This is a genomic window from Mammaliicoccus fleurettii (genome assembly GCF_002018435.1).
Lineage (GTDB): Bacteria > Bacillota > Bacilli > Staphylococcales > Staphylococcaceae > Mammaliicoccus > Mammaliicoccus fleurettii.
The window spans coordinates 111,015-124,743 of the sequence record NZ_MWJM01000006.1; the positions used below are offsets into that span (position 1 = coordinate 111,015).

General features: G+C 31.9%; 11 protein-coding genes. 7 read left to right on the plus strand and 4 right to left on the minus strand.

Going from position 1 to position 13,729, the window contains the following annotated elements; all coding sequences use genetic code 11:
• Positions 1 to 64: 64 nt before the first annotated feature.
• The 4 genes from B2G86_RS06725 to B2G86_RS06740 all read right to left on the minus strand — a co-directional run bounded on the left by B2G86_RS06725 (position 65) and on the right by B2G86_RS06740 (position 5,588).
• Positions 65 to 1,570 (minus strand): peptide MFS transporter, encoded by a 1,506-nt coding sequence (locus B2G86_RS06725; protein ID WP_420798268.1) that lies wholly within the window; start codon positions 1,568 to 1,570, stop codon positions 65 to 67.
• A 414-nt stretch (positions 1,571 to 1,984) separates the two neighbouring features.
• Positions 1,985 to 3,499 carry a peptide MFS transporter gene (locus B2G86_RS06730; RefSeq protein WP_078357363.1) on the minus strand — a complete coding sequence of 505 codons (1,515 nt, stop codon included), beginning with the start codon at positions 3,497 to 3,499 and terminating at the stop codon, positions 1,985 to 1,987.
• A gap of 704 nt (positions 3,500 to 4,203) precedes the next feature.
• On the minus strand, positions 4,204 to 4,704 hold the full coding sequence (gene queF / locus B2G86_RS06735) for a preQ(1) synthase (protein ID WP_078357364.1): 501 nt from the start codon (positions 4,702 to 4,704) through the stop codon (positions 4,204 to 4,206).
• On the minus strand, positions 4,704 to 5,588 hold the full coding sequence (locus B2G86_RS06740) for a DMT family transporter (RefSeq protein WP_078357365.1): 885 nt from the start codon (positions 5,586 to 5,588) through the stop codon (positions 4,704 to 4,706). The genes queF and B2G86_RS06740 overlap by 1 nt, the downstream gene beginning before the upstream one ends.
• Before the next feature lie 374 nt (positions 5,589 to 5,962).
• Between B2G86_RS06740 and nrdI the strand changes: the two genes are divergently transcribed.
• From nrdI to B2G86_RS06775, 7 genes are all read left to right on the plus strand, one after another.
• Positions 5,963 to 6,361, plus strand: a complete 399-nt coding sequence (nrdI, locus tag B2G86_RS06745; protein WP_078357366.1) for a class Ib ribonucleoside-diphosphate reductase assembly flavoprotein NrdI — start codon at positions 5,963 to 5,965, stop codon at positions 6,359 to 6,361.
• Positions 6,324 to 8,429, plus strand: coding sequence for a class 1b ribonucleoside-diphosphate reductase subunit alpha (nrdE, locus tag B2G86_RS06750; RefSeq protein WP_078357367.1), 2,106 nt, complete (start codon positions 6,324 to 6,326; stop codon positions 8,427 to 8,429). The genes nrdI and nrdE overlap by 38 nt, the downstream gene beginning before the upstream one ends.
• Positions 8,430 to 8,456: 27 nt before the next feature.
• On the plus strand, positions 8,457 to 9,428 hold the full coding sequence (nrdF, locus tag B2G86_RS06755) for a class 1b ribonucleoside-diphosphate reductase subunit beta (RefSeq protein WP_078357368.1): 972 nt from the start codon (positions 8,457 to 8,459) through the stop codon (positions 9,426 to 9,428).
• A 974-nt stretch (positions 9,429 to 10,402) separates the two neighbouring features.
• Positions 10,403 to 10,819: a FixH family protein gene (locus B2G86_RS06760; protein ID WP_078357369.1), complete on the plus strand. Its 417-nt coding sequence runs from the start codon at positions 10,403 to 10,405 to the stop codon at positions 10,817 to 10,819.
• 136 nt (positions 10,820 to 10,955) lie between these two features.
• Complete coding sequence (locus B2G86_RS06765) at positions 10,956 to 11,927, plus strand: ABC transporter permease (RefSeq protein WP_078357370.1); 972 nt, start codon at positions 10,956 to 10,958, stop codon at positions 11,925 to 11,927.
• Entirely contained in the window at positions 11,917 to 12,882 is a 966-nt protein-coding gene (locus B2G86_RS06770) for an iron chelate uptake ABC transporter family permease subunit (RefSeq protein WP_078357371.1), read from the plus strand. Before B2G86_RS06765 ends, B2G86_RS06770 begins: the two co-directional genes overlap by 11 nt.
• A complete protein-coding gene (locus B2G86_RS06775; protein WP_078357372.1) occupies positions 12,879 to 13,679 on the plus strand; it encodes an iron ABC transporter ATP-binding protein in 801 nt (266 codons plus the stop codon). The genes B2G86_RS06770 and B2G86_RS06775 overlap by 4 nt, the downstream gene beginning before the upstream one ends.
• Positions 13,680 to 13,729: the final 50 nt, after the last annotated feature.

The following is a 13,729-nucleotide window of genomic DNA, read 5'->3' on the forward strand; positions in this document are numbered from 1 at the left end:
GGACTAAATCGGGCAAAAACGCACGAAGACTCACGAGATATCGTGCGTTTTAAATTAAAATATACTAATGTATACCTTGCATAAGTTTTTTGATTTTTGGTGTCATGGATAATACGATTAGTGACACGACGATTGCAATTGCACCAATCAATCCAAAGTAATTTTGTTGTCCTAGTGGTTCTATAAGTTTAACGAGTTGTCCGTTAATACCTTGTGCAGTTGCATTTGTTAAGAACCATAGACTTAACATTTGGGCTGAGAATGCTTTTGGTGCAAGTTTAACTGAAACACTTGATCCAGTAGGTGATAAACAAAGTTCCCCAATAACACATAAGAAGAAGCTAAGTATTAACCATATTGGGTTCATAAGTTCTGCTTGTTGCATAGACATTGCAATCATCATTGCAATAAATGAAATACCTGCAAATGCTAAACCAATTACAAATTTAAGTGGGGTAGAGGGATTGTATTTCCCTAACTTTTGCCACAAGAATGAGATAACTGGTGCAAATATAACAATAAAGAATGGATTTATAGATTGGAACCAACCTGCTGGTATAACAAAATTAATACCATAAGCGTTTAAATCTAATTGAGTATGCTCTTGCGCAAATACGCCCAGTACATTTGACCCTTGTTCTTGAATGCTCCAGAATAACACGGAAGCTAAGAATAATGGTACATATGCTAACAGTCTTGATTTTTCAGTTCCATCAATATCAGGACTTCGATACATAATTGACCAATATATAAATGGTACAACTATACCAACGATTAATACGATTAAACTGATTGAATTAAATGTAAGTTGTCCAACTAGATATAAAATACCTAGTAGGATAATGATTCCTATCGTGCTATATGTAAAAATTTTAGCATATTTTACTTTTTCTTTATGATTCAATGGGTTTGAAGGATGATTTTCAACTTCTCCAAGACTTTTTCTTTGGAATAATACGTATGCTATTAAAGCTAGAAGCATACCAAAGGCTGCGATAGAGAAACCTTGATGGAAGCCTACGCTTACACGTACTTTGTCAATAATAAGTGGTGATAGTAACGCACCCATATTAACTGACATATAAAATATAACGAATCCTGCATCTAATCTATTATCGTTCTTGTGGTATAAACCTCCAACAACGTTTGAAATATTAGGTTTCATTAATCCTGAACCTACGATTATAAGTATCATAGATATTAAAAAGGCACTTAAACCGAATGGTAAAGATAAGACTAAATGACCTAACATGATTAATACAGCACCATACATGAGTGATCTACGAGAACCGATTAATCTATCGGCAACCCATCCACCTAAAATACCTGTCATGAATATAAGTGAACCGTACATTGCCATAATTTGTTGCGCTGTTATTTTATCTAATCCAAGTCCGCCTTGACTTACAGAAAAGTATAAATAATAAAGTAGTATTGCACGCATTCCATAATAACTAAAACGTTCCCAAAATTCTACAAAGAATAAAATTCCTAGCCCGCGTGGATGACCAAAAAATCCATGCTGAGGAACTGTTTCTACCATTTCCTCTCGCGTCATTTTGCTCATAATAAATCGCTTCCTTTCCAAACTTCTCCGAAAATTCAAGTGAGTTTACTGAACATTTTAACCCTATAATTTAGAAAATTCAATAAAATTTTAATAAGTTCTAAAATTGTGAATAATCAAAAAGTAATTATAATTATAAATTAAAAAATATGAAAAATTACTCATTCATTTTGATTTCTTTAAGTTTCCAGTGATATGCATATTTTTAATATTTTACGATTTTGTACGTGCATGCTTGCCTAGGGTATGGTTCGAGCCTGTAGTCTCTCACGCATACCATTCCCTCAGGCGTCCGCACTTTACAAAATCGTTACCAATAGCTATTTTTATACAAAAAATAAGAGCAGCAATTCATTATTAAAAATGAATTGCTGCTCTTTATGCTCATAACTAGCAAGATACTAGCTTCGATAAAAATTATTTAACGCCGGCCATCAATGTTTTGATTTTTGGACTAGCGATTAATAATAATACTGCAATGACAATTGCTATAATACCAGAATATAAGAAGTAATCATTAGAACTGATACTTGTATAAACTTTAACCATTTGAGCATTTAACCCTTGTGCCATAGCATTTGATAAGAACCAAACACTCATCATTTGAGCTGTAAATGCTTTTGGTGCTAATTTTGTTGTTGTTGATAAAGCGATAGGTGAAATACAAAGTTCACCAAGTGTTACAAGTAAGAAACTAGCGAATAACCAAAATGGGTTAATTAATGATGCGTCACTTGATAAAGGTACAACCATAATAATGTATGAAAGACCTGCTAAGAATACACCAATTGAGAATTTATAAACTGTTGGTGGATTGAATTTACCTAATTTAACCCATAAGATTGAGAACAATGGCGCAAATAAAATGATGAAGAACGGGTTAAGTGATTGGAACCAAGCTGCTGGTATAGAGAAATCAATTGCGCCACCAGTTAACTTAGACATACTTAATTGTGTTTTAGTATCAGCGAATTGTGCTAATACTGTAGAACCTTGTTCTTGAATCATCCAAAATGCTACTGCTGCAATAAATAATGGTATGTACGCATAAACTCTTGAACGTTCGTAATCTTCTGTTTTTTTACTAGCTGTAATTTTAACAAAGTAATAAATTGGTAATAGAACACCTAGAACCGAAATGAAGTTTGCAAAGTTCGGTAATGTTAATTGACCAAATAAACTTAAAATTACGCAAACAATAGCTATTATAACTACGCATATTGCAACGATTTTTGTGATTTTTTTCTTTTCTTCTGCATTCAATGGATCAGGTACTTCGATACCAGCAAGACCTAAATATTTTTTGTTAGTTAAGAAATAAATAACTAAACCAAGAAACATACCTACTGCTGCTACTGCGAAACCAGCATGGAAGCCTACATTAACTTGTAACCAACCGATTAATAGTGGTGATAATAATGCACCTAAGTTAATTGACATGTAGAAAATTGTAAATGCTGAGTCTAATCTTGGATCGTTCTTTTCGTATAATAAACCAACAGTTGAAGAAATGTTTGGTTTTAATAATCCAGTACCAATAATTAAGAATAGTAGTGCGACTAATAATAATGTGAAATTACTAGGTAATGATAATAGTATATGACCAATCATGATGAGTATTCCACCATAGAACAGTGCATGTCGTGTACCTGTAATTCTATCAGCAATCCATCCTCCGATTACACCACTCATGTAAACAAGTGCACCGTAAATAGATACAATTTGTAATGCTAAACCTTGGTCAATGCCAAATCCACCTTTTGCTACTGAATAGTAAATGTAGTAGGCGAGAATTGCTTTCATTCCATAATAACTAAATCTTTCCCAAAATTCGGTTAGGAATAATGTTGACAACCCTTTAGGATGACCAAAGAAACCAGTACGTGGTGTACTTTGAATAATTTCCTCTTTTGTATAATGTTTGTTACCCATTTTTTACTTCCCCTCATAATAAACTGTATTCATTTTAGATGTACTTAAAAATAGCACATGTTAAATTGTAATCGTTTCATAAAATAAACACAAGTTAAAGATTACTAATATTCATACAATAATGATTATTTGCAATAATTAAAACCAGTAGTATCAAGGGATGTAGAAAATAGAATTATTTCTTTAAAAATGTAAACGCTTTCTTATGATAAAGAGTAATAAGTTTATATATGTGAAAAAATAAAATAAGACGTAGATTAATTGGGAAGTTAATCTGAGAGATAGGGCAAGTTGTAGATTAATTCGGGAGTTAATCTAAGAGTTCAGTCAAGTTGTAGATTAAGTCGGAAGTTAATCTAAGAGTTTAAGCAAGTTGTAGATTAATTCGGGAGTTAATCGAAGAGATCAGCCAAGTTGTAGATTAAGTCGGAAGTTAATCTAAGAGTTCGACTAAGTTGTAGATTAATTGGGAAGTTAATCTAAGAGTTCAGTCAAGTTGTAGATTAAGTCGGGAGTTAATCGAAGAGATAGAGCAAGTTGTAGATTAAGTCAGAAGTTAATCTAAGACATACTCAAATTCAACACCATACACTGAAAAGCTCATAGGGCATCAATGACTTTCATAAAAAATAAGAGCAGAGATTCATTTTTAATAATGAATTTCTGCTCTTATTATATTTCTGTGCCACTCACTGTATATGCTACTATCTGTTATCTATATTTTCAGGGTATAGGTCATGGTTCATCATGCGATATTCTGCCATTTTTTCATATTTTGAGTCAGGTCTTCCATAGTTAGTATAAGGGTCTATTGAGATGCCGCCACGTGGTGTGAATTTACCTAAAACTTCAATATAATGTGGATCCATTAATTCTATTAAGTCGTTCATAATAACGTTCATGCAGTCTTCATGAAAGTCTCCATGATTTCTAAAGCTAAATAAGTACAATTTTAAAGATTTAGATTCTACCATTTTAACATTTGGAATGTATGATATATAAATCGTAGCAAAATCTGGTTGACCAGTTATTGGGCATAAAGAAGTGAATTCTGGACAATTAAATTTAACGAAGTAATCTCTACCTTGATGTTTATTGTCGAATACTTCTAACACTTCTGGTTTATATTGATCATGGTATTGATTGTTCTGGTTTCCTAATAATGTGATATCTTTTAATTCTTCTTTATTTCGTCCTTCTGACATTATGATTCTCCTTTTGTAATTGATTCTTTAGGTTTTGGATTTCTTTGAGCTTTTTTGAACATATAATATCCTGCAAGGAATATAATGATGTATCCTAAATAACTTAATAAATCTGGAACTTCTTTAAATATGATGAAACCGAGTAAAGCACTAAATATGACAGATGCGTATACAAATATTGAAATGTCTTTAGCAGCTGCATGACTATATGCGATTGTTATACCAAACTGTCCAACTGTAGCGAATACACCTGACATTAATAATATGATGATTTGTGATAAAGTCATTGGTTCAAATGTGAAAATGACAAATGGGATTAATGCTACTGTTGAAAAGAATGAAAAATAAAATACTGTAGTATAGGATTTCTCACGTTGTCCTAATGGTCGCAAAGCAGTATATGCACCAGCTGCAAAGATTCCGGATAATAAACCGATAACTGCGGGCATTGTATCTGAATCCAATGAAGGCTTAATGATGAAAATTGAACCAGCAATTGCAATAACCATTGCAATAATTTGATATTTCCGAGCTTTTTCATTTAAAAACAACGCACAAAGTAGTATAGTCCAGAATGGATTTAATTTCATTAACATATCCGCATCACTCAATACCATATGATCGATTGCATATATGTTGAGTAAAACACCAATTAAGCCCAGTGTAGAACGTAAAATAAGTAATGGTTGGTTTTCTAATTTTCCGAAAAATGGTGCTTTATATTTGATGACGAAGTAAATAGGTACAATCATCGCGATGAGGTTTCTAAATAGTGATTTTTGAAAAACTGGTAAATCACCAGAAAGTCTGAAGAATACAGCCATTAAACTAAAACCAATTGAAGAAATGAGTATTGCAATGATGCCTTTAACTGTAGAGTTCATTTAAACACCTTCTATTTTTTATCAATGAACATATATTATCATAATTCACTTTAAAAAGTATATGTCATGTTGACTGAAATCATTTTTGAAACTTAATTTTATGAAAGTAATTTTCAAATGTTGATTTATCAACGATTGTCATATGTGGATGGAAAGTCAACCCTATTTTTTTTAAAAAAATAAGGTAATATAAGTGTTATGAATCATTTATAGTGTTATAATAAATCACATAATATAGTATCTACATAAAAAAGCAGACACAATATCTTGTGTTTTGCACATTTAGAATAAAATTGAATAAAGTGTTGGATTTTTTGTATTGTTATTTTATAAATGCAATTTATTAAGTATATATATGTGGCAGGTGAAAGTTAATGAAGATAATTTATTACTCTTTAACAGGTAATGTAAGACGATTCATTCAGAGGGCTGGGTTGTCTGATACAATGGCTCTCACTGAGGCAAACAAAACAAATGCAATTAATGAACCATTTATAATTGTGACAGGTACAATCGGATTCGGACAAGTTCCTGATACTGTACAAGATTTTTTGAATGTAAATCATCAACATCTGAGAGCAGTAGCAGGTAGTGGAAATAGAAATTGGGGACAGAATTTCGCGAAAGCAAGTGAAGAAATCGCGAATAAATATCATGTCCCTTTATTGATGAAGTTTGAATTACACGGTAACCAAGAAATAGCAGATGAATTTAAAGAAAAGGTGGTTAATCTCTATGAAAATGATAAACAAACAGAAGCAAAATCATATTGAATTAAACAATAAAGTGACAAAGAGAAGAGAAGATGGATTTTTTGATATTGAAAAAGACCAAGAAGCATTAGAAGTATATTTAGAAGAAATTGCAGAAAAAACAATTCAATTTAATGACCCAATAGAGCGTTTGCACTTTTTAGTAGATCAAGACTTCTATTATGATCTATTTAAAGAATATAGCGAAGAATCACTAAAAGAGATAAACCAATTTGCAGATTCAATTCCTTTTCAATTTGCAAGTTATATGTCAGCAAGTAAATTTTTCAAAGATTACGCTTTAAAGACGAATGATAAATCAGAATATTTAGAAACTTACAAAGAACACGTTATTATTGTGTCTTTATATTTAGCAAAAGGTAATGTTGAACAAGCTAAGCAGTTTGTTGAAGGTATGATTGAACAACGTATTCAACCAGCTACACCAACATTCTTAAATGCTGGTAGAGCAAGACGTGGGGAACTAGTAAGTTGTTTCTTATTAGAAGTGGATGATAGTTTGAATTCAATTAACTTTATTGATTCAACTGCTAAACAATTAAGTAAAATTGGTGGCGGGGTAGCTATTAATTTATCTAAACTACGTGCTCGTGGTGAAGCAATTAAAGGTATAAAAGGAGTAGCTAAAGGTGTACTTCCAGTTGCAAAATCACTAGAAGGTGGATTTAGTTATGCTGATCAACTTGGTCAAAGACCTGGTGCAGGAGCAGTTTATTTAAATATCTTCCATTACGACGTATTAGAATTTTTAGATACTAAAAAAGTTAACGCAGATGAAGACATTAGACTTTCAACAATCTCTACAGGTTTAATCGTTCCTTCTAAATTCTTTGATTTAGCTAAAGAAGGTAAAGATTTCTATATGTTCGCACCACATACTGTTGAACGTGAATACGGTGTAACACTTGATGATATTAACCTTGACGAGTATTACGATGAACTTGTAGCAAATCCTAACATTATCAAAAAAGCTAAAGATGCTCGTGATATGTTAAATACAATTGCGCAAACTCAATTACAATCAGGTTATCCATACTTAATGTTCAAAGATAATGCGAATAAAGTACACCCAAACTCTGAAATTGGCCAAATTAAAATGAGTAATTTATGTACTGAAATTTTCCAATTACAAGAAACATCCATTATTAACGATTATGGAACAGAAGATGAAATCAAACGTGATATTTCATGTAATTTAGGATCATTAAACATTGTAAATGTAATGGAATCTAAGAAATTTAAAGATTCAGTCCATACAGGAATGGATGCTTTAACAGTTGTGTCTGATGATACAGAAATTAAAAATGCTCCAGGAGTTAGAAAAGCGAACAGTGAATTGCATTCAGTTGGCTTAGGAGTAATGAATTTACATGGTTATTTAGCTAAAAACAAAATCGGATATGAATCAGAACAAGCAAAAGACTTTGCTAATGTATTCTTTATGATGATGAACTACTATTCTATTGAGCGTTCAATGGAAATAGCTAAAGAAAGACAAGAAACATATGCTGATTTCGAAAAATCTGATTATGCTTCAGGTAAATATTTTGAAAAATACATTCAATCTGATATTAAACCACAATACGACAATGTTGGAGCATTATTTGAAGGCATTGAAATGCCAACTGCTGAAGATTGGAAAGCATTAGCAGAGGCAGTTAAAGAAAATGGATTATATCATGCTTATAGACTTGCTATTGCACCAACTCAAAGTATTTCATATGTACAAAATGCTACAAGTTCAGTAATGCCAATCGTAGATCAAATTGAAAGAAGAACTTATGGTAATGCAGAAACATTTTACCCAATGCCATTCTTATCACCAGAAACTATGTGGTATTACAAATCAGCATTTAATACAGATCAAATGAAATTAATTGATTTAATTGCAACAATTCAAGAGCACGTAGACCAAGGTATTTCTACAATCTTATATGTTAATTCAGAAATTTCTACGCGTGAACTTTCAAGATTATACGTATATGCTCATCATAAAGGTTTGAAATCACTTTACTATACACGTAATAAATTATTAAGTGTAGAAGAATGTACAAGTTGTTCAATTTAATCATTTTAATAAGATAGGAGATCTAACATGAAGGCAGTAAATTGGAATACACAAGAAGATATGACGAATATGTTCTGGCGTCAAAACATCTCACAAATGTGGGTTGAGTCAGAATTCAAAGTATCTAAAGATATGGCAAGTTGGGAAACACTGACTGAAGCAGAAAAAAACACATTTAAAAAAGCATTAGCTGGACTTACAGGTTTAGACACACATCAAGCAGATGATGGAATGCCATTAATCATGATGCACACTCAAGATTTAAGAAAAAAAGCTGTATATTCATTTATGGGAATGATGGAACAAATACATGCGAAAAGTTATTCTCATATATTTACTACATTATTGCCATCTAGTGAAACAAATGAATTATTAGATACTTGGGTTGTGGAAGAACCACATCTAAAATATAAATCAGATATGATCGTTGGAAACTACCATAAACTATGGGCTAAAGAAGCATCAATATATGATCAATATATGGCTAGAGTTTCAAGCGTGTTCTTAGAAACATTCTTGTTCTACTCAGGTTTCTATTATCCTTTATATTTAGCAGGACAAGGTCGTATGACAACATCAGGTGAAATTATTCGTAAAATATTATTAGACGAATCAATTCACGGTGTATTTACAGGTTTAGATGCACAAAGCCTGAAAAATGAACTTTCACAAGATGAACAAATTAAAGCAGATAGAGAAATGTATCGCATGCTAGATTTACTATATAAAAATGAGTATGAATATACAAAAACTTTATATGATGATATTGGTTTAACAAACGACGTAATGAATTACGTAACATATAATGCGAACAAAGCATTAGCAAACTTAGGATTTGACCCATATTATGAAGAAAAAGCATTCAATCCTATAATCGAGAACGCATTGAATACAAGCACTAAAAACCACGATTTCTTTAGTGTTAAAGGTGACGGTTACGTTATAGCATTAAACGTAGAAGCCCTAAAAGATGAAGACTTTATCTTTGAAGAAAAATAAGAATATAATGATCGTAGCCGAGACAAGTGAATTGTCTCGGCTCTTTTTTATGTGGAGAAAGTGGGCTTTATAGGGGTGGGCTAGATTATGGGGCGTGGTTGCGGGAGATGATTGTGCGCTAACTGGCAGAATTCCGGATTATGCTCCTTAGATTGCGCTAACTGGCAAAATTCCGAATTATGCTCCTTAGATTGCGCTAACTGGCAAAATTCTGAATAGTGCTCCTTAGAAAGTTCTAACTGGCATAATTCTGAATAATGCTCCTTAGAAAGTTCTAACTGGCATAATTCTGAATAGTGCTCCTTAGAAAGCTCTAACTGGCAGAATTCCGAATAGTGCTCCTTAGAAAGTTCTAACTGGCATAATTCTGAATAGTGCTCCTTAGGTTGTTCTAACTGGCAAAATTCCGAATAATGCTCCTTAGAGATAGCACCTCATACGGACATTATTCGGAATTATGTCCCTAACAGCGCCTCATACGGACATTACTCAGAATTATGTCCCTAACAACACCTCATACGGACATTATTCGGAATTATGTCCCTAACAGCACCTCATACGGACATTACTCAGAATTATGTCCCTAACAGCGCCTCATACGGACATTACTCAGAATTATGTCCCTAACAACACCTCATACGGACATTATTCGGAATTATGTCCCTAACAGCACCTCATACGGACATTACTCAGAATTATGTCCCTAACAGCGCCTCATACGGACATTACTCAGAATTATGTCCCTAACAACACCTCATACGGACATTATTCGGAATTATGTCCCTAACAGCACCTCATACGGACATTATTCGGAATTATGTCCCTAACGACCTCATGCTTTTTATTAATCTGTATTACAAAATAACAACTATTATCTTTTGCCATAAAAAGTTAACATATTTTTCAATATTAATTGATTTTAATAGAAAGTAATTGTTTATAATGAAGGTAATAGATGAAAGGTGGGTTTAATCTTGAAAAGAATTTTACTTGGCTTATTAACAGTATTAGTTATATCTGTGTTAGCTGCATGTGGAAATGATAAGAAGGAAGAAGAGCATAATCATTCGGAGCATAAATCGTCTGATAAACCTCAAGCTTTGGAAGTAGCATTAAATGTACCGAAAGAGGCGGAAAGTGGAGAAGAGGTTGAATTATCAGCTGAAGTTACACTTGGTAAAGAAAAGGTTAAAGATGCAGATGAAGTAATGTTCGAAATTGTGAAAGATGGAGACAAAGGTTCTTCTGAGATGAAGAAAGTTAAAGAAAATAAAGATGGCGTTTATAAATTGAAATACAAATTCAAAGATGCTGGTAAATACAATGTAACCAGTCATGTAACAGCTAGAGATCAACATACAATGCCTAATAAAGATATTGTTATAAAATAATTTTTAAAGAGGCTGAGACAAATTAAATTGTCTCAGCCTCTTATCATTTTTTGAAATAGCATTGCTTTTAATTTTATTCTTCATTACAATAGAGATAATGATAATCGTTATCAACTAATGAGAAGTAGGGTGTGACATGGGAAAATTTTTAATGCGTTTAGATGTTTTGATTGTATTATTAGTTATCACGACATTCTTCTCGATTTTTATAGGTGTGTCCGAAGTAAAACCGTTACACATATTTAACTTATCTGATGAACAAAAAAATATATTAGTATCGAGTAGAATTCCAAGAACAGTGAGTATTATAATTTCGGGTAGTTCTTTAGCAATTTGTGGTCTTATTATGCAACAGCTTACCCGTAATAAATTTGTTTCACCAACAACAGCTGGAACTATGGATTGGGCTAGATTAGGAATCTTAATTGCGCTCATCGCTTTTCCAGACGCAAATATATTAGTCAAATTACTATTTGCTACATTGTTGAGTTTGTGTGGAACAATGTTGTTTATGCAAATTCTTCAACGAATTCAATTCAAAGATGTCATATTCATCCCACTAGTTGGTATTATGCTCGGAAATATTGTTTCTAGTTTTTCTTCTTTTATTGCTTTAAGAACGAATACAGTTCAAAGTATTGGGAACTTTATGCAAGGTAATTTTTCAATTATTACTAGCGGTAGATATGAAATTCTATACATAAGCATTCCTTTTTTAATACTTGCATTTATATTTGCGAACCAATTCACGATTGCCGGAATGGGTAAAGATTTTAGTGTGAATTTAGGGCTTAACTATCAAAAAGTCGTAAATATCGGGCTGATTATCGCTTCGATTATTACTGCATTAGTTGTTGTAACAGTTGGAACAATGCCATTCTTAGGTTTAATTATTCCAAACTTAATTTCTATATTTAGAGGTGATCATTTAAAAAATGCTCTACCACATACTGCTGTATTCGGGGCGTTGTTTGTTATGATTTGCGATGTGTTAGGTAGATTAATCATCTTCCCATATGAAATTACAATTGGATTAACAATTGGCGTAATTGGTAGTTTTATTTTTATAGTAATGCTGATGAAAGGACGTTCAAGAAATGCTCAATAAATTATCGCCCATACATAAATTAATCCTTTTATCCGTATTAACTGTTCTAATTGCAGCTTTGTATTTATTTTATAATATTAATCCGAATATTTTAGAGTACCAATTAACCGGTCGTGTAAGAAAAGTAATCGCTATGTTGTTAGTAGGAGGAAGTATTGCTGTTTCTACAGTGATTTTTCAAACGATAACCAATAACAGAATTTTGACACCATCCATTATCGGTTTAGATGCTGTATATATGTTTATTAAGACTTCACTAATATTTATATTCGGTTCAACTTCATCAATTGTATTAAACTATCATTTGAATTTCATTATTACACTTGTTGGCATGATTTTATTTAGCTTGTTTTTATTCCAAATATTATTTAGATCTAAAGATCAAAATGTATTCTTTATACTATTGCTTGGTATTGTTTTCGGAACATTCTTCTCCAGTTTATCTAGCTTCATTGAAATGATGATTGATCCTGAAGAATTTTTATCTATACAAAGCGCGATGTTTGCAAGTTTTAATGCTATTAATGAAGAATTGCTTACAATATCAGGTGCGGCATTGTTAATTATGATCATTATAGCGTTCAGAATTAGACCATATTTAGATGTATTATCATTAGGAAAAGATCATGCAATAAACTTAGGTGTTAATTATACAAATGTTACGAGATGGCTGATGGTTATGGTTGCATTGCTTGTAACAATTTCAACTGCGTTAGTAGGACCTATTACATTTTTAGGTTTACTCGTAGTTAATCTCGCACATGAATTTATTAAAGAATTTGAACACAAATATATATTGCCAGCTTCTATACTCATAAGTTGGATTAGTTTGTTTCTAGGTCAATGGGTTGTCGAACATTTATTTGAAGGTAATACAGAAATTAGTATCATGATTAACTTTATTGGAGGTATTTACTTTATATTCTTAATTTTAAAGGAGCGTAATGTAGCATGATAAAAGTCGAAGGATTAACAAAAACTTATCATCAAAATAAAGTCGTAGATGATGTTGATATAGAAATTGAAAAAGGCAAAATCACTTCTTTTATAGGTCCTAACGGCGCTGGGAAAAGTACGGTATTAGCTATGGTCAGCCGATTGATTGAAAAAGATAAAGGAAAAATTAAAATAGATAATCAAGATATTGCTTCAATGAAAAGTAACGAACTTGCTAAAAAGCTCGCTATTTTAAAACAAACGAATCATACGGAATTAAAAATTTCTGTAAGACAACTCGTTAGTTTTGGTAGATTTCCATACTCAAAAGGTAAATTAAAAAGACAAGACAATATTATGATTGATAAAGCACTCGATTATTTAGGGTTAACAAATATTCAAAATAAATATTTAAGTGAATTATCTGGTGGACAGAGACAAAGAGCATATATTGCTATGACGATTGCTCAAGATACTGATTATATATTGTTAGATGAGCCATTAAATAATTTAGATATGAAACATTCTGTACAAATTATGAAAATTTTAAGAAGACTTGTTAAAGAAATGAATAAAACGATTGTAATTGTTATACATGATATAAACTTTGCTTCTTGTTACTCGGATAGAATTATCGCGATTAAAGATGGAAAAGTAGAAATCGCTGGTTTTAAAAACGAGGTCATCAATGAACCGGTATTGAGTGATATTTACGATCTAGATATCAAAATACAAGAAATAAATGGACAACGTATATGTGTTTATTTTGATAATGAATACATTGAAGTAGATGAAATTAAAACTTTAGCTATGTAGTTAATAATACTTTAATCATTGAAAGGAGTGATGCTTGATTTTACATGGGC

Bases quoted from the DNA above. Each gene is read 5' to 3' on its own strand.
- B2G86_RS06730 (WP_078357363.1), bottom strand. From the start codon at position 3,499: ATGGGTAACAAACATTATACAAAAGAGGAAATTATTCAAAGTACACCA.
- queF (WP_078357364.1), bottom strand. From the start codon at position 4,704: ATGTCAGAAGGACGAAATAAAGAAGAATTAAAAGATATCACATTATTA.
- B2G86_RS06740 (WP_078357365.1), bottom strand. From the start codon at position 5,588: ATGAACTCTACAGTTAAAGGCATCATTGCAATACTCATTTCTTCAATT.
- nrdI (WP_078357366.1), top strand. From the start codon at position 5,963: ATGAAGATAATTTATTACTCTTTAACAGGTAATGTAAGACGATTCATT.
- nrdE (WP_078357367.1), top strand. From the start codon at position 6,324: ATGAAAATGATAAACAAACAGAAGCAAAATCATATTGAATTAAACAAT.
- nrdF (WP_078357368.1), top strand. From the start codon at position 8,457: ATGAAGGCAGTAAATTGGAATACACAAGAAGATATGACGAATATGTTC.
- B2G86_RS06765 (WP_078357370.1), top strand. From the start codon at position 10,956: ATGGGAAAATTTTTAATGCGTTTAGATGTTTTGATTGTATTATTAGTT.
- B2G86_RS06770 (WP_078357371.1), top strand. From the start codon at position 11,917: ATGCTCAATAAATTATCGCCCATACATAAATTAATCCTTTTATCCGTA.
- B2G86_RS06775 (WP_078357372.1), top strand. From the start codon at position 12,879: ATGATAAAAGTCGAAGGATTAACAAAAACTTATCATCAAAATAAAGTC.